This window comes from Xinfangfangia pollutisoli (assembly GCF_020179405.1).
Classification (GTDB): Bacteria; Pseudomonadota; Alphaproteobacteria; order Rhodobacterales; family Rhodobacteraceae; genus Pseudogemmobacter; species Pseudogemmobacter pollutisoli.
Genome location: NZ_JAICBZ010000008.1, coordinates 53,843 through 75,955 on the forward strand (window position 1 = coordinate 53,843; position 22,113 = coordinate 75,955).

The window sequence follows — 22,113 nt, forward strand, 5'->3', positions numbered from 1 at the left end:
GGCCTTTGGCTGTGACAGGCTGCCGGGCGCCCTGCGGCCCGGCGGCCCCCTTTTCCCCTTTTGCCTGGAATGGACGATGGTTGCCCAACCCTTCGTGCGGATCGAGAATGTCACCAAGCGTTTCGGCCGCTTCACCGCCCTGGACCGGATCAGCCTGGATATTGCCGAGGGCGAATTCCTGACCATCGTCGGCCCCTCGGGCAGCGGCAAATCCACGCTGATCCGGCTGCTGGTCGGGATTGACGACGTCACCGAGGGCACGATCCGCCTGAACGGCACCCGCATCGACACCATGCCCGCCAACAAGCGGCCCACCTGCATGGTGTTCCAGTCGCTGGCGCTGTTTCCGCATATGAGCGTCGGGCGGAACATCGAATTTCCCCAGAAGCTGAAGAAGATCGCGCCCGCTGCGCGCAAGGCCCGCGCGCTGGAACTGCTGCGGCTGCTGCGGCTGCCCGAAGACTATTACGGCAAGATGATCGGCCAGCTGTCGGGCGGCGAGCGGCAGCGGGTGGCGCTGGCCCGCGCGCTGGCCTTCGATCCGCAGATCATCGTCTTCGATGAACCCCTGTCGGCGCTGGATTACCGGTTGCGCAAGACGTTGGAGAAAGAGCTGAAGGATCTGCATGCCCGCACCGGCAAGACCTTCGTCTACATCACCCATTCGCTGGAAGAGGCGATGGTGATGTCGGACCGGATCGCCATCATGAAACGCGGCCGGTTCGAACAGATCGACGTTGCCGAGGCGATCTATTCCCGCCCGGTCAGCCGCTTCGTCGCCAGCTTCATGGGCGAGGTCAATCTGTTCGAGGCGGCGGAAGAACAGGGCAAGGCGCGCTGGGGCGACGCCGGGATCAGGGCGCTGTCGGGCGGGCTTGCGCTGCCCGCGGGCTGGCGCGGCGCGCTGATGGTGCGGCCCGAGCTTCTGCGCTTTGTTGCCGAAGGGCAGGGCGCGGATTTCACCGTGCAGGGCCGGGTGGTGGCGGAATATGCGCTGGGATCGCGCATCCAATATGCGATCGACACCCTGGCCGGCACGCGGATCACCGTCGAGCGGCCGTTTGAACAGCGCCTTGCCGCGGGCAGCGACGCGCCGGTCACCCTGGGCTGGGATCGCGACGCGGTCCACCCGATCGCCGAGGAGCCCCGCCATGCAACGGCTTGAAAGCCGCCTGGGCTTCCTGTCCGGGCTGCCGATCCTGATCCTGCTGCTTCTGGCCTTCATCATGCCGCTGTTCGTGGTGGCAGGGTTCGCCATCATGCCGCAGAAAGTGTTCGAGCTGACCCATCTGCCGGATTTCTCGTCCTTCGCGGTGATCTGGGAACAGGGCTATTACCGCTCGCTTCTGCGCTCGCTGGGGCTGGCCTTCCTGACCACGGTCATCCTGTTCATCGTCTGCTGGCCGCTGGCTTACGGCATGGCTAAGGTCTTCGGCCGCTTCACCATTGTCATCACGCTTGCCGTGGTGCTGATCCTGTTCGTGTCGGAAAACATCCGCCTGTTCGGCTGGAGCCTGTCGCTGATGAAAGGCGGGCTGATCGAGGGCTATCTGCGGTCCTGGACCGGGCTCAGCTTCGAGACGCCGCTGTATGACTGGCCGGTGATCGTCTTCGGCATGGCCTATGTCTATTTCCCCTTCATGCTGTTTCCGCTGGCGCAGGGCATCAGCCTGGTGCCCGACGACGCCCGGCTTGCCGCCTCGGACCTGGGCGCAAGCCCCGCGCGGATCCTGTTCGAAATCGAAATGCCGCTGGCCGCCCCCGGCATCATGGTGGGCAGCCTTCTGACCTTCGTGCTGTCGGCGGGGGCGGTGGCCGAGGCAAAGCTTCTGGGCGGGCGGTCGGTCGTGGTGCTGACCGACGATGTCGAAAGCGCCTTCACCTTCGCGCAGAACTGGCCGCTCGGGTCGGCGCTGTCGCTGATGCTGATCGGGATCGTGGCCCTTCTGGTTCTGGTGCCGGTCAGCCGGGTGAATCTGGACGCGATCATGGGGCGGAAAAGATGAGATCGGTTTCCAACACCACCCGCATCGCGCTGTATCTGTACGGGCTGCTGATCCTTCTGGTCCTGTATCTGCCGCTGGTGTCGGTCGGCTTCGCCTCGGTGTCGAAGGCGCGCTATCTGAGCTTTCCGGTCAACCGCTATACCAGCGAATGGATGGTGCAGGCGGTGACCAGCCCGAATGTGCATGCGCTGGTGCTGACCTCGCTGAAGATCGCGGTTCTGGTCACGCTTCTGTCGATGCTGCTGGGCTTTTTCGGCGCGCTGGCTTTCGCGCGCTTCCAGTGGAAATACCGCCCGCTGTTCCAGAAGCTGATCCTTCTGCCGATCTTCTTTCCCCAGACGGTGCTGGGGCTGGCGCTGCTGATCTGGTTCTCGGCGCTGGGGGTTCAGCCCAGCTGGAAGACCGCCGTGATCGCCCATCTGGTCTGGATCGCGCCAATCACCACGCTGATCATCGCCATTCGCGCCTATGGTTTCGACCCGGCGCTTGAGGAAGCGGCCCGCGACATGGGCGCCTCGACCCTGACCATCCTGCGCGAGGTGACGCTGCCCCTCTTGATGCCGGGGGTGATCTCGGCCGGGCTGTTCGCCTTCCTGCTGTCCTGGGGGAATTTCCCGCTGTCGCTGTTCACCTCGGGGCTCGATTCGACTTTGCCGAAATGGCTCTATGCGCGGATGGTCTCGGGCTACACGCCGCAGATCCCGGCGCTGGGCGTGCTGTCGGTGGCCGGATCGGCGGCGCTGATGCTGATCGGGATCGGGCTGGTCCGCTGGATGCGCCGACGCGCCTGAGACCAAGACAAATCATAAAAATCTGGGAGGAACCAACATGCTGACATCATTGCAGGGCCGGAGTGTCATCGTGACCGGCGGGTCGAAGGGGATCGGGCGCGGCATCGCGCGGGTCTTTGCGCGGGCGGGGGTGAAACTGACCCTCGTCGGGCGCGACCAGGCGGCGCTGGCGGCCGCAGTGGCCGAGATGACCGCGGCCGGCGCCATCGCGCGCAGCGCCGTCTGCGATGTCAGCGATTACGATCAGGTCCGCCGCATGGTCGACGCCGCGGCCGAGGTGCAGGGTGGGCTGGATGTCGTCTGCGCCAATGCCGGGTCCTTCCCGCAGGTGAAGATGGTCGACATGACGCCCGAGGACTGGGACCAGATGATGGCGAACAACCTGCGGTCGACCTTCCTTTGCGTCAAAGCCGCGATCCCGCATTTCGAACGCGCGGGCAAGGGCCGCGTGATCGTGACCTCGTCGATCACCGGCCCGGTGACCGGCTATCCCGGCTGGTCGCATTACGGCGCCTCTAAGGCCGGGCAGCTGGGCTTCATCAAGACCGCCGCGATGGAACTGTCGCGCTACAACACCACGATCAACGCGGTGATGCCCGGCAATATCGTGACCGAAGGGCTGGAAGGGCTGGGCGAGGACTATCTGAAGACCATGGCCGCCTCGATCCCGCTGAAGCGGCTGGGCGCGGTCGAGGATATCGGCCATGCGGCGCTGTTCTTCGCCTCGGATGAGGCGGCCTATATCACCGGGCAGCAGATCATCGTCGATGGTGGCCAGATCCTGCCGGAATCCCTGGAAGCCATCGCGTCGATCTGAAGGGGACTGAGGGATGGCCGAACAGTCCATGCCGCTTCAGGCGGTTTTGCAGCATCTTGACCGGCTGGCGCAGGATGCGCTGCCGCTTTGGCCGGTGCCCCGGGGGGCGACGGCGCGGCTGATCAATGTGTCCGAGAACGCGACCTATCTGGTCGAGGCGGGGGCCTATCGGTCGATCCTGCGCATCCACCGCCCCGCCTATCACACAAGGCGGGGCATCGGCCAGGAACTGGCCTGGGCGCAGGCGCTGGCCTCCAGCGGGCTGGTGAACACCCCGCCGCCGATTGCCGGGCGCAATGGCGATCTGGTGCAAGAGGGCCATGTGCCCGGCCTGCCCGAGCCGCGGTTCATGGTGATGTTCCGCTTTGCCGAAGGCCGGCAGCCGGATGAGAACGACGATCTGGTCGCGCCCTTTCAGCGGCTGGGCGCCATCGCCGCGCGCACCCATCTGCATTCGATGGCCTGGCAGCGCCCCGAACCGCTGGAGCGGCTGCGCTGGGATCATGACGCGGTCTTCGGGCCGCAGGCCAATTGGGGCGACTGGCGGGCGGCGCCGAATGTCACGCCGCCGATCCGCGCGGTTCTGGAACGGGTCGAGGCGACGATCCGCCGCCGGCTTGACGCCTTCGGCCAGGATCCCGGGCGCTACGGTCTGATCCATGCCGACATGCGGCTGGCCAATCTGCTGATCCAGGGCGAAGAGACGACGCTGATCGACTTCGACGATTGCGGTCAGGGCTGGTTTCTTTACGACTTCGCCACCGGCATCAGCTTCATGGAGGATCACCCGCAGGTGCCCGCCCTGCGCGCGGCCTGGGTGCGGGGCTATCGCTCGGTCCGCGCGCTGTCCGAGGCCGAAGAACGCGAGATCGACACCTTCATCATGCTGCGCCGCCTGGCCTTGCTGGCCTGGATCGGCAGCCATATCGAGGCGCCCGAACCCCAGGCCATGGCCCCGGATTTCGCCCGGGTCTCGGCCGAACTGGGCCAGGCTTACCTGGCCGAATTCGCCGTCTGACGGCGCCGGGCGGGCGAGGGGCCGGGCGAGGGGACGGGCTGGGCGGCGCCGTCAGCCGGCCCGGTCGCGCAACTGCCCGCCCAGGGCGGTCAGCAGCTCCTGCGCATGCACGCGCAGGGGCTCGTCCCGGCGGTGAAAGGCGATCAGCGGGATCGGCGGGATCTGGGGCAGGGGCCGCGCGATCAGCCGCGGATCGGTCAGCGCATCCACGGTCAGCCGGTCGATCACCCCGACCCCGCCACAGGCCGCGACCATGTGGCAGACGGTCGAGCAGAACGGAACCTGACAGGCCAGCCGATAGTCCAGCCCATGCGCGCGAAAGGCGCGGCGGATCGCGCCGCCCATCGGCGACCAGTCGGGATCATAGCAGACCAGCGGCTCGTCGCGCAGATCGGTCAGCTCGGGCGCGGCCTGCCGCCCCAGCGGGTGATCGGCGCGCATCACCGCGTAAAGCGGCACCTCCGCCAGGGTCTGCGCCTCGAATTCCGCGCGCGGCGGGGCGGCCATCTGCATGCCGATATCCGCCCGCCCGCTGCGCACGTCGTTTTCCGGCTCGCCGATCCAGATCCGCAGGCTGCGCGCCCAGCCGGTATAGCCGGCCCTGGCCAGATGCGGCGCCAGATAGCCTTCGACCACGGCCGGGGTTGCGGCCAGCGTCACCGGCCGCATCGCATGGCTGCGCAGCGCCTCGATCCGGCTGCGGATCTCGGTCTGGGCGGCAAAGACCGCGCCGGTTTCGGCGTAAAGCTCTTGCGCCTCGGCCGAAGGCTCCAGCCGGTTGCCGCTGCGATGGAACAGGCTGAAGCCGACCCGGCTTTCCAGCCGCTTCAGCCGCGCGCTGACCGCCGGCTGCGACAGGCCCAGGATGCGGGCGGTTTCCACCGTGGTTCCAACCCGCATCAGCGTGCCGAACAGTTCGATTTCGGCCAGATCCATTATTCGTATCCTGATAGTGGGGCGATTATTATTGATTATCCTGATTGATCGAAGCGGTCTAGGGTGCCGCGTCCGCCGCGCTGGCGGGCGGAATTGATATGGAAGTCCCGATGTTCTTCTCTTCTGCTCCCGATTGGGACCGCGCGGGTGAAGCCGCGATCGCCGAATTGCCGCGCCGCTTCGCGCAGGACGGGCTGGAAGACGGGGCTTTCGCGCTGGTCGCCCTGCGCGAGACCGGCGCGCGGGTCGATGGCTTTGCCCATCGCGGCGACTGGCGCTGCTATCCCTGTTCGCTGGTGAAAAGCTTTCATCTGGTTCATGCGCTGCATGCGCTTGAAACCGGCCGCGTCGCGCCGCATGCCGAATTCGACCGGGCCATGCGCGACATGATCCTGTGGTCGTCGAACACCGGGACCAATTACCTGATCGACCTTCTGACCGGCACCACCGGCGACACGCTGCTGTCGGGGCCTGCCTTCGACGCCTGGGTCGCCGCGCGCGAGGGGCTGAACCGCTGGTTCCGCGATCTGGACTGGCCGGAATTCGCGCGCTGCAATCTGACGCAGAAGCTGATGGACGACCAGCGCTATGGCCGCGAGGCGCAATTCGCCGCCTTGCAGGGCGGCTATCTGAACGCGCTGACGCCCCTGGCCACCGCGCGGCTGATGGCCGCGATCTTCACCGGCGCCCTGCCGCTGTCGCCCGAGGGTCTGGCCCGGGCGCAGTCCCTGCTTCTGCGCGACCGCACCAGCCCCGATGCGGCGCTGCCGCATTTCCAGGTCAGCGAATTCCTGGGCGGGCATCTGCCCGATGCGGCGCGGATCTGGTCGAAGGCGGGGCACAATCTGTGGACCGGCGACCCCAAGGCCTCGTGGTTCAAGCATGACATGATCCGCATCGTGGCGCCCGGGCGGATGCCGGTCACCTTCGTGCTGATGACCCAGGGCAAGCGCATCGCCGACGAGGTGCCCGATGCCTTCCCGCGGATCGGGCGCTTCCTGTTCGACCATTTCGCCGATGCCGCCCGGCTGCAGGCCGCCGCATGACCGACGCGCGGCGCCCGCTTTACCCCGAGATCGCGCCCTATCGCGTGGGGCGGCTGCGCGTCTCGGATCTGCATGAGCTGTATTTCGAGGAATGCGGCAACCCCGAAGGCAAGCCTGTGGTGATCCTGCATGGCGGGCCGGGCGGCGGGATTTCGCCCTTCCTGCGCCGCTCGCATGATCCGGCGCGCTACCGGATCGTGCTGTTCGACCAGCGCGGGGCCGGGCAATCGACGCCCGCGGGCGAATTGCGCGACAACACGACCTGGGATCTGGTCGCGGATATCGAAGCGCTGCGCCTGCATCTGGGGATCGGGCGCTGGCAGGTGGTGGGCGGATCCTGGGGCTCGACGCTGGCGCTGTGCTATGCGCTTCGCCATCCGGCGCGGGTGACGGAACTGATCCTGCGTGGCATCTTCACCCTGCGTCAGGCCGAACTGGCCTGGTTCTATCAGCAGGGCGCCGGGATGATCCTGCCCGAGGCCTTTGCCCGCTATCTGGCGCCGATCCCCGAAGCCGAACGCCATGACCTGATCGCCGCCTATCACCGCCGCCTGACCGGCCCGGCCGGGCCCGCGCGCCGCCATGCGGCCAGCGCCTGGGCGGGCTGGGAAGGGGCAGCGCTGTCGCTGATGCCATCGCCCGCGCGGGAAGAGGAATTCGAGGATCCCGCCTTTGCCGAAAGCTTTGCCCGGATCGAATGCCACTATTTCCACAATCGCGGCTGGCTGGATCATGACGGCTGGCTGATCGCCCAGGCGCACCGGCTGCGCGCCATTCCGGGGGTGATCATCCAGGGCCGCTATGACCTGGTCACCCCTGCCGATACCGCGCTGGCGCTGCATGCCGCCTGGCCCGAGGCGCAGCTGATGATCATTCCCGATGCCGGCCATACCGGCATGGAACCCGGCATCCAGGACGCGATGGTGCGCGCCTCGGATGCCTTCGCCCTTCCCGGCAAGCCCGCATCCAGACGGGCGCCTTCCCACCTTCCGGGCGCTGCCCGGGTCCATATCGGAGACTGACCCATGACCCTCTTGCGACATCTGGTTCTGACCGGATCCGTCCTTGTCCTGTGCGCCACCGGCGCCCTGGCCGAGGTGGTGCTGAACCGCGGCAACAATGGCGATCCGGAATCGCTGGATCCGCACAAGACCTCGACCATCCCCGAGGCCAATCTGATGCGCGACCTGTTCCTGGGCCTGACCGCGCATGACGGCAACGCGACGCTGATCCCGGGCGCGGCGGAGAGCTGGACCGTGTCCGAGGACGGGCTGGTCTGGACCTTCCATCTGCGCGACGGCGCGCTGTGGTCTGATGGCAGCCCGGTCGTGGCCGAGGATTTCGTCTGGTCCTGGCAGCGGGTGGTAAACCCCGAAACCGCCGCCGAATATGCCTATATGCTGGCGCCGATCCTGAATGCCGAGGCGATCACCGCTGGCGAGATGCCGCCGTCCGAACTGGGGGTGAAGGCGCTTGATCCGCTGACGCTGCAGGTCACGCTGAAGGGGCCGACGCCCTATTTCCTGGAAATGCTGACCCATCAGGCCACCTATCCGGTCAATCCCGCCAGCGTCACCGCGCTGGGCGCCGATTTCACCAAGGCGGGCAAGCTGGTTTCGAACGGGCCTTTCGTGCTGGAAAGCTTCACGCCCAACGACCACATCTCGGTGGTGAAGAACGACAAGTTCTATGACGCCGCGAATATCGCCATCGACCGGGTGAACTTCTATCCGACCGAGGATGTCGCCACCGCGACCCGCCGCTTCGAGGCGGGCGAGCTGGACATGACGCTTGATTTCCCGGCCGAGCAATATGAGGCGCTGAAGGCCAGCCTGGGCGACAAGGTCAAGGTGGGCCCGCTGCTGGGCACCTATTACTACGGCTTCAAGATGGACAAGGAGCCCTGGTCGAACCCCGAAATCCGCAAGGCGGTGTCGATGGCGATCGACCGCGACTATCTGGCCGAGGAAGTCTGGCAGAACACCATGCTGCCCGCCTATACGCTGGTGCCGCCGGGGATCGACGGCTATGAGGTCGCGCCCCCCGACTATGCCGCGATGACCCAGCTTGACCGCGAAGATGCCGCGCGCGAGATCCTTGAACGCTACGGCTATACCGAGGCCAACCCGCTGAAGCTGGAAATCCGCTTCAACACCAACGAGAACAACGCCAATACCGCCGTCGCCCTGCAGGAACTGCTGCGTCCGATGGGCATCGAGGTGACGATGATCAACCTCGATATCGCGGCGCATTACGCGCATCTGGAAGCCAAGGGCGATTTCGACCTGGCCCGCGCCGCCTGGTTTGCCGATTACAAGGATCCCGAGAATTTCCTGTCGCTGTGCATCACCGGGGCGGGGAACAATTACACGCTGTATTCCGACGCGACCTATGACGGGCTTCTGGGCCAGGCGGGGGTTGAATCCGATCCGGCCAAGCGGATGGGCATTCTGGCCGAAGCCGAGGAAAAGGGCGTGGTCCAGGATCTCTGCGTGATGCCGCTGATGTTCTACAGCTATCGCGGTCTGGTCTCGGACAAGCTGCAGGGCTGGGAGCCCAATGTGATGGACATCCACCCCAGCCGCTTCCTGTCGAAGACCGAGTGATCCCGTCGCACCGAAGCCCGGGCGAACCCGGGCTTCGGCCGATCCCGTGAAAGGCCCGCGACCATGGCGCGTTTCGTCCTGCGGCGGCTTCTGACCGCCATTCCCACGCTGTTCCTGATCATCACCATTTCCTTCTTCCTGATGCGGATCGCGCCCGGCGGGCCGTTCAACCAGGAAAAGGGCCTGAACCCGGCGGTGATCGAGAATCTGAACCGCGTCTACAAGCTGGACCGGCCCCTGTGGGAGCAATACCTGAACTATCTGGGCAATCTGGCGCAGGGCGATCTGGGCCCCAGCTACACCCGGCCCGAATTCACCGTGGCCGAGATGTTCGCCTCGGGCCTGCCGATCTCGATCCAGATCGGCGGGATGGCGCTGGTGCTGGCCCTGGTGATCGGCTCGGCGCTGGGGGTGATGGCGGCGCTGAACCAGAACCGGCCGCTGGATTATCTGGTGGTGGCGACCGCCACGGCGGGATCGACCATCCCCAGCTTCGTGATCGCGCCCCTGTACCAGTTGATCTTCGCGCTGTCCTTCAGCCTGGTGCCGGTGGCGGGCTGGGGCGGTGGCGCTTTTGTCAACAAGATCGGCCCGGTGCTGACGCTGATGCTGCCGCAGCTTGCCGTCGTGGCGCGGCTGATGCGCGGGTCGATGATCGAGGCCCTGCGCGCCCATCACATCCGCACCGGCCGCGCCATGGGGCTTTCGGCCTGGTCGGTGGTGGTGAAACACGCGCTGCGCTCGGCGGTGATGCCGGTGATTTCCTATGCCGGGCCGGCCGCGGCCTCGCTGCTGACCGGATCGGTGATCGTCGAGACGGTGTTCGGCATTCCGGGCATCGGGCGCTATTTCGTCGAGGCGGCGCTGGCGCGCGACTATACGGTCGTCATGGGCACCGTGGTCGTGCTGGCGATCTTCACCATTCTTTTCAATCTGATCGTCGACCTTGCCTATGCGCTGGTCGATCCGCGGGTGCGCCATGACTGATCTTTCCCCCCCGGGCCCGACCCCGGGCCCGACGGCGGGCCCCGCGCCGGGCCGCTCGCTTTGGGTCGATGCCCGCGCGCGGCTGCTGGCCAATCGCGCGGCCACCGTCTCGGCCGTGCTGCTGATGGTGATGACCCTGCTCTGCGCGCTGGGGCCGCTGCTGCTGCCGAATGATTTCAACACCATTCACCAGAATTACACCAAGGTGCCGCCCAGTCTTTCGGCCTATCCCAAGCCCGAAATGATCGGGCCCGCGCTGGAAAAAGCCGCCGGCCGCGCGCGGATCGAGGTGCTGGACTGGGCACAGGACGGCGCGGTGATCACCGCGACCCTGACCTCGGCCAAGCCCATCGACGATCGCGCGGCGCGCTATTTCGACCGCTCGGACCTGTTCCATGACAGCCGGATCGAAACGCTTGACGACGGCCGCGCCCGGCTGACCGCGCGGGTGAAGCAAAGCTGGTTCTTCTTCGGCACCGACCAGAATGGCCGCGACCTGCTGGCGCGCACCCTGATCGCCGGGCGGGTCTCGCTGGCGATCGGGCTGATGGCGGGGCTGGTCGCGGTGGCGATCGGCGTCGTCTATGGCGCGGTGTCGGGTTTTGTCGGCGGCCGCACCGACGAGGTGATGATGCGGGTGGTCGACATCCTGTATTCGCTGCCCTTCATCTTCTTCGTCATCATGCTGGTGGTGTTCTTCGGCCGCAACTTCCTGCTGACCTTCCTGGCCGTCGGCGCGGTGATGTGGCTGGACATGGCGCGGATCGTGCGCGGCCAGACCCTGGCGCTGAAGCGGCTGGAATTCGTCCAGGCGGCCGAGGCGCTGGGCGTCAGCCGGGCCGGGATCCTGCGCCGCCATATCCTGCCCAACCTGCTGGGCCCGGTGATCATCTACATGACGCTGCTGGTGCCGACCGTGATCATCATGGAAAGCTTCCTGTCCTATCTGGGTCTGGGCGTGCAGGAGCCGATGTCGTCCTGGGGGGTGCTGATCTCGCAGGGGGCCAAGACCATGCCGCATGCGAACTGGCTGCTGTATTTCCCCGCGCTGTTTCTGATCAGCACGCTGTTCGCGCTGAACTTCCTGGGCGACGGATTGCGCGATGCCCTTGATCCGAAGGACCGCTGACATGGCCGATCCCGTGCTGTCCTTTCAGGACATCCGCGTCTCGTTCAAAACCCTGGATGGCCAGGTCGAGGCGGTGAAGGGCGTCTCGTTCGCGGTGAACCCGGGCGAGACCCTGGCCATCGTCGGCGAATCCGGATCGGGCAAAAGCCAGATCATGATGGCCGCCATGGGCCTTCTGGCCGGCAATGGCCAGGTCACCGGTCGCGCCGATTTCCACGGCACCGACCTGATCGGCCTGGACCGCAGGGCGCTGAACCGCATCCGCGGCGCGCGCATCGGCATGATCTTTCAGGAACCGATGACCTCGCTGGACCCGCTGTACACCATCGGCGACCAGCTAATCGAACCGATCCGCCGCCATCAGGGCCTCAGTCGCGCCAAGGCCCATGCCCGGGCGCTGGATCTGCTGCGCCTGGTGCATCTGCCCGAGCCCGAGCGGCGGATGAATGCCTGGCCGCATGAATTGTCGGGCGGGCAGCGCCAGCGGGTGATGATCGCGATGGCGCTGTCGAACGACCCCGAACTGCTGATCGCCGATGAACCCACCACCGCGCTGGATGTGACGATCCAGGCCGAGATCCTGTCGCTGATGCAAGAGCTGCAGCAGCGGCTGGGCATGGCGATCCTGTTCATCACCCACGATCTGCATGTGGTGCGGCGCATCGCCGATCGGGTCATCGTCATGCGCCGCGGCGAGAAGGTCGAGGAAGGCCCGGTCGAGGCGATCTTCACCGCGCCGCAGGCCGCCTATACCCGCGCGCTGATCGACGCCGAACCCTCGGGGCACAAGACCCCGGTGCCGGAGAACGCGCCCCTGGTGCTGGAGGCGCGCGACATTACCGTCAGCTATGGCCGCCGCACGGGATTTCTGTCCCGCAAGCGGCCCGGGTTCCGCGCGGTGGACGGGCTGTCGCTGCGGCTGCATCAGGGCGAAACCATCGGCATCGTCGGCGAATCCGGCTCGGGCAAGTCGACGCTGGCGCGCGCCATCCTGCGCCTGGTCGAGGCCGATGGCGCGATCCGCTTTCAGGGGCAGGATCTGACCGGCCTGTCGCGCAAGGCGCTGTTGCCGCTGCGCCATCATCTGCAGATCGTGATGCAGGATCCGTTCGGCAGTCTGTCGCCCCGGATGACCGCCGGGCAGATCGTCGCCGAAGGGCTGATGGTGCATGAACCCGCCCTGCCGGCGCAGGCGCGTGACCGTCTGGCCGCCCAGGCGCTGGAGCAGGCGCAGTTCGATCCCGCCCTGCGCAACCGCTATCCGCACGAGTTTTCCGGCGGCCAGCGCCAGCGCATCGCCATTGCGCGAGCCCTGGTGCTGCGGCCCAAGGTGATCGTGCTGGACGAGCCGACCTCGGCGCTGGACCGGCAGGTGCAGAAGCAGATCGTCGATCTCTTGCGCGACCTGCAGGGCCGGCATGGGCTGAGCTATCTGTTCATCAGCCACGACCTGGCGGTGATCCGGGCCATGGCCGACCGGGTGATGGTGATGAAGGCGGGAAAGCTGGTGGAAAGCGGCACAACCGAGCAGGTGATCACCCAGCCCCGCGATCCCTATACCCAGCAGCTGATCCGCGCGGCCATGCTGTGACAGTCGCGGGCCGGCCAAAGCCCCCGCCGCCGGCCCCGCGCATTCGTCTTTATTGAAAGCCGAGTTTTCAGCATCCTCCTTGCGGCTGCCACAATCTGCAAAGCCCCGATAAACCACCGCGCCGCAAACTTCCTGCCGGGGAAGTCGGGTGAGGTGGCGGATGGGCGCGATCTATGTCGTGGCGGGGCAAAGCAACGCCAATAACGGTTTCGATGAAATCCGGGCGGCGCTGCTGGCGCGCGATCCGGGCTGCACCGTGATCCGGGTCGCGGCGCCCGGCGCGCCGCTGACCTGGGGCCGGTCGCAACTGGATTGGTACCGCGCGAACGAATTGCCGCAAAGCCTTGTCGATCAGGTGGCCGGTCTGATGCGGGCCGACCGCACGGCGCATCTGGCCGGTGTCGTCTGGCTGCAGGGCGAGGCGGACACGCTGGATATTGCCCGGTCCGACATCTACGCCGAACGGCTTTCGGCGCTGTTCGACGGGATCACCGCCAAGCTGCGCGCGGCGCTGCCGGACCGGCCCGCCTCGGCCTTCGATTTCGACGTGCTGACGGTTCTGTTGTCGTCCTACGCGCCAGCGGCGGCGGGGCGCGACAATTGGGCCAGGATCCAGCGCGAGCAGCTGGATTTTACTGCGGGGCGCGCCGGCAGCCAGACCATCAATATGGATGTGCTGGCCGCTCTGGCCGGGGTGGCGCCCGGCCAGATGTTCCGCGACGATCTGCATTACAGCCAGCGCCTGGTCGATGCCCTGGCCTCGGCCGTGGCCGCCTGGGGCACGGGCAGCCGCAGCCCGCTGACGTCTGCGCTGGGCGCCGACATCCGCTTTGGCTCGGCGGCGAATGATCTGTTGGGGCCCGCGACGCTGCGGACCACGACTTCCGGCAGCAGCGGAAATCTGGTGCTGATCGGCTATGGCGGCGACGACACCTACCGGGTCACCACTTCGCAGACCATGGTGATCGAGCAAGTGGGTGAGGGGCGGGACCGGGTGCTGGTGTCGTGCAATTACGACATGTCGCGTCTGGCCCCCGGGGTCGAGGAGGTGACGGTTTCGGGCGCCACTGGCCGGTCGGTCACCGGAAATGCGCTGGGCAATCGGATGCAGGGCGGGGCGGGGCGCGACAGTCTTTATGGCGGGGCCGGCGATGACACGATCTGCGGCGGCGCTGGGGCCGATGTGCTGGACGGCGGCGCAGGCCTGCATGACCGGCTGTCCTATGGCGACGCTCCGGTCGGTGTGCGGGTCGATCTGGCCAATGCCGCGGTCAATACCGGCATCGCGGCGGGGGATCGCTATAGCGGCTTCGAGGATCTTTACGGGTCGCGCTTTGCCGATCAGCTGGCGGGCGACGCGCAGAACAACTGGCTTTGGGGCGATGGCGGCAATGACCGGGTCGCTGGTCGGGCGGGACATGACCGGATCTGGGGCGGGCAGGGCGCCGATACGATCTGGGGCGATGCTGGCAATGACCTGCTCTATGGCAATGAGGGCAATGATCTGCTGTATGGCGGGACCGGCGCCGACAGTTTCGTCTTCAACAGCGCCTTGGGGGCGGGAAATGTCGACCGCATCGCCGATTTCCGCCCGGTGGATGACTCGATCCGGCTGGAGGATGCCGTCTTCGCCGCACTGCCACAGGGCGGGCTGTCGGCCCGGGCCTTTGGCCTGGGGGCGGTGGCGACCAATGCCGCGCAGCGCATTCTTTACGATGCGGCGACGGGCCGGATCTTCTACGATTCCGATGGTGCGGGCGGGGCGGCCGCGGTGCTGTTTGCCACAGTCACCCCCGGCACGGCGCTGACCGCGGCGGATTTCACGGTGTTCTAGCCGGGGTTCCGGTCGGGCGCCGCCGCGCGATGACCGGGCCCTCGCCCTTGGCGATGATCCGCGCCTCGGCCGGCGCCAGCGGTTCGGCGATCACCCGCATCGTATAGGCGGTGGCATGGATGATCCGCGTCGCATCCTGCATCAGCGCGACATGGCCCTTCCAGAAGATCAGATCGCCCCGCTGCAGGGCCGCGCCTTCGGGAATGGCCTGGCCGATCGCCTGCTGCTGGTCGCTGTCGCCCGGACAGGCCAGGCCCGCCGACAGCAGCGACAGCTGAACCAGGCCCGAACAATCCAGCCCCGACACCGCATTGCCGCCCCACAGATAGGGCGCATGCAGGAACATCTCGGCCACCGCGACCGGATCCTCGGCGGGCTGGTCCAGCGGCAGAAGATGGCTGGAGGGCACGAAACCGCCCGGCGTCTCGGCCCAGACCCCGTCTTCCGACAGCACCTGCACCGCGCTGGTCAGATACAGCGGATGGCGCATGCCGGCCTGCACCTTCGGCCCGGCATAAACATGCGTCGCGGGCGTGGCGACCCGGTGGGTGACCGGCGTCCAGGGCGCCAGAGCCGCTTCGTCGACCCAGCCGCAATAGCCATCTTTCGCCGATAGAACAAAGGCATGCCCGGCGTCTCGGTCGATGACCGTCACGGCATCGCCGAACAGCAGCGTGCGGTCCAGCGCCCCGCCGGGGCTGCGCAGCAGGGGCACCAGCGGCAGGCCCAGCCGGGCCGGGCTGCCCTCGGTCAACGGCGCCTCGACCTGGCCCTGCAGCGAGACATGGGCGATGCGGCCGGAAAACGGGGTCAGGCGCCGGTCCGCCATCACAGATCCAGCATCTGCGGCAGCGCGTTCAGCACCGCCCGCGCCCCCTGGCCCACGCCGCCCTTCGGCCGCGCCGGCGCGTCTGCGGGCGTATGGCCGTAGATGTCGAAATGCAGATAGCGCCGGTCATCGACAAAGCGGCGCAGGAACAGCGCCGCGGTGATCGACCCGGCAAAGCCGAAGCCCGGCGAATTGTCGAGATCGGCAATCCCCGGCTCGATCACGCTTTCATAGGCGTCATGGAAGGGCATGCGCCAGACCGGATCGAAGCCCTGCGCCGCGCCCGTTTCAAGCGCCGCGGCCAGCGCCGCATCGTCGGTGTAATAGGGCGCCAGATCGGGGCCGACCGCGATCCGCGCCGCGCCGGTCAGCGTGGCCATCGAGATCAGCAGGTCGCTTTCCTCCTCGCAGGCCAGGGCCAGCGCATCGGCCAGGACCAGCCGGCCTTCGGCATCGGTATCGTTCACCTCGACCGTCAGCCCCTTGCGGCTGGTCAGGATATCCTTCGGTTTCAACGCATTGCCGTCGATCATGTTTTCCACGGCGGGGATCAGCACCCGCAGCTGCATGGGCAGATCCAGCGCCATGATCATCCGCGCCAGGCCCAGAACCGTGGCCGCGCCGCCCATGTCCTTCTTCATCAGCGCCATGCCGGTGGTGGTCTTGATGTTCAGCCCGCCCGTGTCGAAGCACACGCCCTTGCCGACCAGTGTCAGCCGCGGCCCGGCCTTGCCCCAGCGCAGCTCCAGCAGGCGCGGGGCGCGCGGGCTGGCGCGGCCGACGGCATGGATCATCGGGAAATTCTGCGCCAGCAGATCGGCGCCGGTGATCGCCCGGGCCTGGGCGCCGAAGTCCTGCGCCAGGCTGCGCAGCGCGGCTTCCAGTTCCGCGGGGCCCATGTCCTGGGCGGGGGTGTTGATCAGATCGCGGGTCAGCGCCTCGCCCTTGGCCATGGCAAGATGCCGGGCGGCATCGACCCCGGCCGGCGCGATCAGTTGCACCGGGTCGGTCGGCGGGCGGCCCGGGCGGTAGCGGTCGAAGCGGTAGCCGGACAATAGCCAGGCAAGTGCCACCTCGTCGGCCAGCGCGGCCGACAGCGGGCCGGTCGGCGCCCAGGTGCCGCCCGGCAGGGCGGCAAAGGCGCGGGCGATGCCAAAGCGCTGCCGCGCCCGGGCCCGGGCCGTGCCCAGCCCGGCCACCGCCGCGGCAATGCCGCCGGCCGCATCCGGCAGCAGCCGCAGATCGCCCAAGCCGGCCTCAAACCCGGTGGCCTTCAGCCAGGCTGCCTGCGCCGGGGGCAGTTGGCCCAGAAACCGGGGCAGCGCCTCGGCTTCCAGCAGATGCAAGGGCAGGGCGGGGCTGGCGGGATCGGCAAAACGCAGGGGCATGGCAGGGGTCCGGGGATGGTCTTTCGCCCGGAAGCCTAATCCAAGCCGCCGCAGCCGCAAGGGAAGATGCGCTGCCCGGTGCAGCCGCCCGGCAGCGATCTGCCCGTCCGCCAGCAGGCAAGGCCCCGATCACCCCTGCCCAAGGCAGCCCGGCCCGCTTGCGGCCCAGCCCCTATCCGGACAGATCGGCAAAGCCGTGTTCGGACGCCAGCGAACGTTCCGCGACCCGCAGCAGCCGGGCCCAGACCGCCGAGAAACTGGTGCCATCGCCCCGGTCCAGACAATCGCGCACATCGGCGGCAATTGCCGACAGGCTGACCATGCCCAGCCCTTCGGCCATGCGCTGCAGCTTTTTCAGCTGGCGCGACAGATCGGCCAGCTCATGCGCCCGCACCTGGGCTGCGATCCCCGCCATGGCCAGCGCCAGCTCGCCCAGGGCGCGCGCCACCATCTGCTCGGCCATCGGCGCGCCGAGATTGCGGTAGATCGCTGCAATCGCCTCGCCATCCTGCCGAACCCGCTCTCGCGGTTGCAGCATCGTCAGATTCGTCATCTCCGCACCCACACGGCCCGTCACACCCGGGGCCCATCCTGGCAGGGCTTGCTTTCCATTTCTCTAAATCCCGCCCGCCCGCCTGCAGTTTGCGCCTCGCATTTTCTGCGAATGCACGGTATCTGGCAGGGACGACGTCCGGTCCATTGCCAGCACAGGAGCCTGCCGATGATCCACGCCCGCCCCCTGCCGACCTATCTGGTGCAACGCTTTCAGGGGTGGCGTGCGACGACATATCAGGAAAACCGCGCCTGGTATCGCCGGCTGGCCGCTTCGGGGCAGCATCCCCGCGCCATGGTCATCTCGTGCTGCGATTCGCGCGTGCATGTGACCTCGATCTTCGGCGCCGACGAAGGCGAGTTCTTCATCCACCGCAACATCGCCAATCTGGTGCCGCCCTATACGCCCGACGGCAAGAACCACGGCACGTCGGCGGCGGTGGAATATGCCGTCACCTCGCTGGGGGTCGCGCATATCGTGGTGCTGGGCCATTCGAATTGCGGCGGCGTGAAGGGCTGCCATGACATGTGCACCGGCCATGCCCCGCAGCTTGAGGAGCAGACCAGCTTCGTCGGCCGCTGGATGGACATCCTGCGCCCGGGCTTCGAGAAGGTCGCCCATCTGCCGCCCGAGACGATCCTGCCGGCGCTGGAAAAGCAGGCGGTGCTGACCAGCCTGGAAAACCTGATGACCTTCCCCTTCGTGGCCGAAGCGGTGCAGAATGAAACGCTGACGCTGCACGGGCTTTGGACCGATACCGGCGAGGGCGGGCTGGAAAACTACGATCCGGCCAAGGACAGTTTCGTCCCCGTGGGCTAGGGTCCGCCGGGCGGGTCTGGCGAAACTGCGGCTTGCGCTTGCGCCGCTGTTGCGTGCAGATGCGGCGCATGACCCGAACCCGAGCAACCGTGATCGGCTTTACCGCCGTCTTGATGTGGGCGCTTCTGGCGCTTTTGACCATCGGATCGGCCCCGGTGCCGCCCTTTCTGCTGAATGCGCTGTGCTTTGGCATCGGCGGTGTTCTGGGCCTGGCCTGGGTGGCGCGGCGCGGCTTTGGCGTGCTGCGCGGGGTGGGGTGGAAGGTCTATGCCTTCGGCACGCTGGGCCTGTTCGGCTATCACTTCCTGTATTTCACCGCCTTCCGCATCGCGCCCGCCGCCGAGACCGGGCTGATCGCCTATCTCTGGCCGCTGTTCATCGTGCTGCTGTCGGGGCTGCTGCCGGGCGAGCAGCTGACGGCGCGGCATGTCATCGGGGCGCTGCTGGCTTTTGCCGGCGCGGCGCTGATCGTTCTGGGCAGCGGCGGCACCGGGCAAACCTCGGCCTTGGGCTTTGCCCTGGCCTTTGCCTGCGCGCTGACCTGGGCGGGCTATTCCGTCCTGTCGCGGCGGCTGGGCGCGGTGCCGACCGAAAGCGTCACCGTCTATTGCCTGGCAACGGCCGTCCTGTCGCTGGTCGCGCATTTGGCGCTGGAAGACACCTATTGGCCGCAGGGCGGGCTGGGCTGGGCCAGCGTGGTGGCGCTGGGCCTGGGCCCGGTGGGCGCGGCCTTCTTCACCTGGGATATCGGGATGAAGAAAGGCGACATCCAGATCCTGGGTGTCGCCTCTTATGCTGCGCCCTTGCTGTCGACGCTGGTTCTGGTTCTGGCCGGGATCACGGCGCCCGGCTGGACGCTGCTTCTGGCCGCCGTTCTGATCACCGGCGGCGCGGCCCTGGCGGCGCGCCCCCGGCGGCTGCCGGAGGCGTCGGCCTCAGCCGAAGCCTAGTGCTGGCTGGCCAGGCGCGAAATCTCTTCCTTGAGGCGAAGCTTCTGCTTCTTCCATTCGGCGATCTGCAGATCATCGGTACTGGGCGCGCGCTGAGCCGCTTCGACCATCGTCGAAAGCACCTCATGCTTCTTGCGGAGTTCCTGCAGATGCGAAGCCATGGACATGTTCTTCCTCCTTCTGTGTGACACCCACGAAACAAGTCCATCACGAAGCTTGAGTCGTGTCACCTCGAAACGATGTGAGCGGGCGGAAGAAAGCTGTCGATTATCCGAAAACAGGCACAAGGCTGCCGGCCTCGCGCAGGATACAATTCGCAGCCCTTGTATAGCTTTCACGATCACCGTCATGCGCGGATCCGGCATGCAGGACGAAGGGCGCCAACAGCCGGAACGGGCCGCGCCCGCCCTTGCGGGCCTGCAAAATAAGCCGCGGCGGGGCGCGGCCGTCGCGCGGGGCCAGGGGCAGCACCGCGGCCGAGCCCAGCTTGGGCGCCAGCGCGGCCAGCAGGACGGGCAGGCTGTCTGTTCCCGAAATCAGGGTAAACGACCCCCCGGGCTTAAGACGTTTTGCCGCAGCCGCCACCCAGTCGGACAGGGGCAGCTCGGCCGCCAGCGCCCGGGCGCGCCCGGGCAGGGGCGAGGGCGTGCCGCCCGGCGGATACCAGGGCGGGTTGGCGATGACATGGTCGAAATCGCGGCGCAGCGGCGCGGGCATGCGGGTCAGGTCTCCGGTCTCGACCTGCATCTCTATCCCGTTGCGCGCGGCATTCCGCCGCGCCAGATCGGCATAATCGGGCTGCAATTCCAGCCCCGCCAGCGCCAGGCCGGGCACGCGCGTCGCCAGGCACAGGGCCGCGGCCCCCGCGCCGCAGCCCAGATCCAGCACGCTTTCCCCGGGCTTCGCCGGACAGGACGCCGCCAGCAGGACCGCATCGGTCGCGGCGCGAAACCCCTTTGCCGGCTGCAAAAGCCTTAATCTGCCGCACAGGAATTTGTCGTCGGTCAGCGCGTCTTCGGCAAAGCTCATGGGCTTGCGTCCGCGCCCGTCACCGGCAGCCCGTTGTCGCGGCAGATCGCCCGCGCCAGGAACAGATCGCGATCCGCAACCATCAGACGCCGCGGCAGGATTCCGATCGATCCGTCAAGGACGCTCATGTGGACGTCCATGGCAAAGGCCGCTATACCCTCGCCCTCAAGAAGGGCCGTGGCAAAGGCGATCTCGGTGGGATCGGTGGTGCGCAGCAGTTCTTTCATGGGGATAAGGTAAGCGCGCCCGGCCCACGGGGGCAAGGCACGCAGAGGTCGGGGATGGTGATGGACGGAGCTTCGGAGAAGCCGAAAACCGGGCCGCAGGACCGGCTGGCCGCGGCTTTGGCCGCTGACATGGCTGCGGTCAATCTGCTGATCCGCGACCGGATGGCCAGCGAACATGCGCCGCGCATTCCCGAAGTGACCGCGCATCTGATCGAGGCGGGCGGCAAGCGGCTGCGGCCGATGCTGCTGCTGGCGGCGGCGCGGATCTGTGGCGCGGCGGGGCCCGATCCCCAGAAACTGGCAGCGACGGTGGAATTCATCCATACCGCGACGCTTCTGCATGATGACGTGGTCGATGAAAGCAGCCGCCGCCGCGGACGGCCGACGGCCAACCTGTTGTGGGACAACAAGTCTTCGGTTCTGGTCGGCGACTATCTGTTCGCCCGCGCCTTCCAGCTGATGGTCGAGCCGGGCAGTCTGCGCGTGTTGGACATTCTGGCCAATGCCAGCGCCACCATCGCCGAGGGCGAGGTGTTGCAGCTGACGGCCGCGCAGGATCTGCAGACCACCGAGGCGACCTATCTGAAGGTGATCCGCGGCAAGACCGCCGCGCTGTTTTCCGCCGCGACCGAGGCGGGCGCGGTGATCGCCGGCGCGGCCGAGCCGCAGGTGCGCGCGCTTTACACCTATGGCGACGCTTTGGGCATCGCCTTCCAGATCGCCGATGATCTTCTGGACTACGGAGGCTCTTCGGCGGTGATCGGCAAGAACACCGGCGACGATTTCCGCGAACGCAAGCTGACCCTGCCGCTGATCAAGGCGGTGGCCAAGGCCGACAGCACTGAACGCGCCTTCTGGGCGCGGGTGATCGAGAAGGGCGACCAGGCCGAGGGCGATCTGGAACAGGCCATGGCGCTGATGGCGAAACACGGCGCGATGCAGGCGGCGCGGGACGAGGCGATGGCCTGGGCCGAGACCGCGAAACAGGCGCTGACGGTGCTGCCCGCGCATGATCTGCGCGATCTTCTGGCCGAACTGGCCGATTACGTGGTGGCGCGCATCGCCTGATCGGCGGGCAGAAGCGGGCCTTCGGCCACCCACCAGCCGGGCTGCGCGGCGCCGATCGCGGCGGCGGCGGCGCGGGCCTCGGCCCTGCCTGTGAACAGCGCGAAACAGGTGGCCCCCGATCCCGACATGCGCGCGATCCGCGCGCCGGGCTGGGCGGCCAGCAGCTCCAGCACCGTGCCGATGACCGGAGCCAGCGCCAGCGCCGGGGCCTGCAGATCGTTGCGCTGATCCTGCAGCCAGCGGGCCAGGGCGGCCAGGTCGGGCCAGGCCGGCAGGATCTTCGGCAGGGGGGCATTGTCCTTCTGCGCCAGCGCCCGGAACACGGCGGGCGTCGGCACTTCGATGCGCGGATTGACCAGAAGGATCCAGCCCGGCGGCAGCGTGACCGGATCCAGCCGGTCACCGATCCCGCGCATCCGCGCCGGGGCAGAGCCCAGGCAGACCGGCACATCCGCCCCCAGCGCCGCCAGGCCCGCCGCGTCGCGCGGG

General features: G+C 67.5%; 22 protein-coding genes and 1 pseudogene. 15 read left to right on the forward strand and 8 right to left on the reverse strand.

What is annotated here, in order from left to right; genetic code table 11:
* Window positions 1–76: 76 nt before the first annotated feature.
* Genes K1Y73_RS05110 through K1Y73_RS05130 form a run of 5 tightly spaced genes read left to right on the forward strand, consistent with a single transcriptional unit; the run spans window position 77 to window position 4,632 of the window.
* Window positions 77–1,165, forward strand: coding sequence for an ABC transporter ATP-binding protein (locus K1Y73_RS05110; RefSeq protein WP_225026947.1), 1,089 nt, complete (start codon window positions 77–79; stop codon window positions 1,163–1,165).
* Window positions 1,152–2,006 carry an ABC transporter permease gene (locus K1Y73_RS05115; protein WP_225026948.1) on the forward strand — a complete coding sequence of 285 codons (855 nt, stop codon included), beginning with the start codon at window positions 1,152–1,154 and terminating at the stop codon, window positions 2,004–2,006. Before K1Y73_RS05110 ends, K1Y73_RS05115 begins: the two co-directional genes overlap by 14 nt.
* Entirely contained in the window at window positions 2,003–2,797 is a 795-nt protein-coding gene (locus K1Y73_RS05120) for an ABC transporter permease (RefSeq protein WP_225026949.1), read from the forward strand. The genes K1Y73_RS05115 and K1Y73_RS05120 overlap by 4 nt, the downstream gene beginning before the upstream one ends.
* A gap of 37 nt (window positions 2,798–2,834) precedes the next feature.
* Complete coding sequence (fabG, locus tag K1Y73_RS05125; protein WP_225026951.1) at window positions 2,835–3,614, forward strand: 3-oxoacyl-ACP reductase FabG; 780 nt, start codon at window positions 2,835–2,837, stop codon at window positions 3,612–3,614.
* Between the two features lie 13 nt (window positions 3,615–3,627).
* The gene (locus K1Y73_RS05130; RefSeq protein ID WP_225026953.1) at window positions 3,628–4,632 is read left to right on the forward strand and encodes a phosphotransferase enzyme family protein; all 1,005 of its coding nucleotides are present in this window, start codon (window positions 3,628–3,630) and stop codon (window positions 4,630–4,632) included.
* Between the two features lie 51 nt (window positions 4,633–4,683).
* Here K1Y73_RS05130 and K1Y73_RS05135 read toward each other — a convergent pair whose 3' ends face one another.
* On the reverse strand, window positions 4,684–5,568 hold the full coding sequence (locus K1Y73_RS05135; protein ID WP_225026955.1) for a LysR family transcriptional regulator: 885 nt from the start codon (window positions 5,566–5,568) through the stop codon (window positions 4,684–4,686).
* A gap of 110 nt (window positions 5,569–5,678) precedes the next feature.
* On the opposite strand from K1Y73_RS05135, the gene K1Y73_RS05140 reads away from it, so the two are divergent.
* From K1Y73_RS05140 to K1Y73_RS05170, 7 genes are all read left to right on the forward strand, one after another.
* Entirely contained in the window at window positions 5,679–6,614 is a 936-nt protein-coding gene (locus K1Y73_RS05140; RefSeq protein ID WP_225026957.1) for a serine hydrolase, read from the forward strand.
* On the forward strand, window positions 6,611–7,636 hold the full coding sequence (gene pip, locus K1Y73_RS05145) for a prolyl aminopeptidase (RefSeq protein WP_225026959.1): 1,026 nt from the start codon (window positions 6,611–6,613) through the stop codon (window positions 7,634–7,636). The genes K1Y73_RS05140 and pip overlap by 4 nt, the downstream gene beginning before the upstream one ends.
* 3 nt (window positions 7,637–7,639) lie before the next feature.
* The gene (locus K1Y73_RS05150; RefSeq protein WP_225026961.1) at window positions 7,640–9,220 is read left to right on the forward strand and encodes a peptide ABC transporter substrate-binding protein; all 1,581 of its coding nucleotides are present in this window, start codon (window positions 7,640–7,642) and stop codon (window positions 9,218–9,220) included.
* A 63-nt stretch (window positions 9,221–9,283) separates the two neighbouring features.
* Window positions 9,284–10,207, forward strand: coding sequence for an ABC transporter permease (locus tag K1Y73_RS05155; RefSeq protein ID WP_225026963.1), 924 nt, complete (start codon window positions 9,284–9,286; stop codon window positions 10,205–10,207).
* A complete protein-coding gene (locus tag K1Y73_RS05160; RefSeq protein WP_225026964.1) occupies window positions 10,200–11,336 on the forward strand; it encodes an ABC transporter permease subunit in 1,137 nt (378 codons plus the stop codon). The genes K1Y73_RS05155 and K1Y73_RS05160 overlap by 8 nt, the downstream gene beginning before the upstream one ends.
* 1 nt (window position 11,337) lies before the next feature.
* Entirely contained in the window at window positions 11,338–12,927 is a 1,590-nt protein-coding gene (locus tag K1Y73_RS05165) for an ABC transporter ATP-binding protein (protein WP_225026966.1), read from the forward strand.
* 160 nt (window positions 12,928–13,087) lie between these two features.
* Window positions 13,088–14,761 carry a sialate O-acetylesterase gene (locus K1Y73_RS05170; protein ID WP_225026968.1) on the forward strand — a complete coding sequence of 558 codons (1,674 nt, stop codon included), beginning with the start codon at window positions 13,088–13,090 and terminating at the stop codon, window positions 14,759–14,761.
* Here K1Y73_RS05170 and K1Y73_RS05175 read toward each other — a convergent pair.
* From K1Y73_RS05175 to K1Y73_RS05185, 3 genes are all read right to left on the reverse strand, one after another.
* Complete coding sequence (locus K1Y73_RS05175) at window positions 14,748–15,590, reverse strand: C40 family peptidase (RefSeq protein ID WP_225026969.1); 843 nt, start codon at window positions 15,588–15,590, stop codon at window positions 14,748–14,750. The two genes, K1Y73_RS05170 and K1Y73_RS05175, sit on opposite strands and share 14 nt — an antisense overlap.
* Window positions 15,590–16,978: a leucyl aminopeptidase family protein gene (locus K1Y73_RS05180; RefSeq protein WP_225026970.1), complete on the reverse strand. Its 1,389-nt coding sequence runs from the start codon at window positions 16,976–16,978 to the stop codon at window positions 15,590–15,592. Before K1Y73_RS05180 ends, K1Y73_RS05175 begins: the two co-directional genes overlap by 1 nt.
* Window positions 16,979–17,150: 172 nt before the next feature.
* Window positions 17,151–17,531, reverse strand: coding sequence for a hypothetical protein (locus K1Y73_RS05185; RefSeq protein ID WP_225026971.1), 381 nt, complete (start codon window positions 17,529–17,531; stop codon window positions 17,151–17,153).
* Between the two features lie 168 nt (window positions 17,532–17,699).
* On the opposite strand from K1Y73_RS05185, the gene K1Y73_RS05190 reads away from it, so the two are divergent.
* Window positions 17,700–18,350, forward strand: coding sequence for a carbonic anhydrase (locus tag K1Y73_RS05190; protein ID WP_225026972.1), 651 nt, complete (start codon window positions 17,700–17,702; stop codon window positions 18,348–18,350).
* Between the two features lie 68 nt (window positions 18,351–18,418).
* Window positions 18,419–19,300, forward strand: a complete 882-nt coding sequence (gene yddG / locus K1Y73_RS05195; protein ID WP_225026973.1) for an aromatic amino acid exporter YddG — start codon at window positions 18,419–18,421, stop codon at window positions 19,298–19,300.
* Here yddG and K1Y73_RS05200 read toward each other — a convergent pair.
* The 3 genes from K1Y73_RS05200 to K1Y73_RS05210 form a co-directional block, all read right to left on the reverse strand.
* The gene (locus K1Y73_RS05200; protein ID WP_225026974.1) at window positions 19,297–19,467 is read right to left on the reverse strand and encodes a YdcH family protein; all 171 of its coding nucleotides are present in this window, start codon (window positions 19,465–19,467) and stop codon (window positions 19,297–19,299) included. The genes yddG and K1Y73_RS05200 overlap by 4 nt on opposite strands.
* Window positions 19,468–19,567: 100 nt before the next feature.
* A complete protein-coding gene (locus tag K1Y73_RS05205; RefSeq protein WP_225026975.1) occupies window positions 19,568–20,329 on the reverse strand; it encodes a tRNA1(Val) (adenine(37)-N6)-methyltransferase in 762 nt (253 codons plus the stop codon).
* Window positions 20,326–20,556 carry a putative signal transducing protein gene (locus tag K1Y73_RS05210; protein ID WP_225026977.1) on the reverse strand — a complete coding sequence of 77 codons (231 nt, stop codon included), beginning with the start codon at window positions 20,554–20,556 and terminating at the stop codon, window positions 20,326–20,328. The genes K1Y73_RS05205 and K1Y73_RS05210 overlap by 4 nt, the downstream gene beginning before the upstream one ends.
* A 60-nt stretch (window positions 20,557–20,616) precedes the next feature.
* Between K1Y73_RS05210 and K1Y73_RS05215 the strand changes: the two genes are divergently transcribed.
* The gene (locus K1Y73_RS05215; RefSeq protein ID WP_404819061.1) at window positions 20,617–21,624 is read left to right on the forward strand and encodes a polyprenyl synthetase family protein; all 1,008 of its coding nucleotides are present in this window, start codon (window positions 20,617–20,619) and stop codon (window positions 21,622–21,624) included.
* Here the strand turns inward: K1Y73_RS05215 and K1Y73_RS05220 are convergent.
* Window positions 21,600–22,113 (reverse strand): annotated as a pseudogene (locus K1Y73_RS05220) (4-(cytidine 5'-diphospho)-2-C-methyl-D-erythritol kinase); the annotation flags it as partial. The gene K1Y73_RS05215 and the pseudogene K1Y73_RS05220 sit on opposite strands and share 25 nt — an antisense overlap.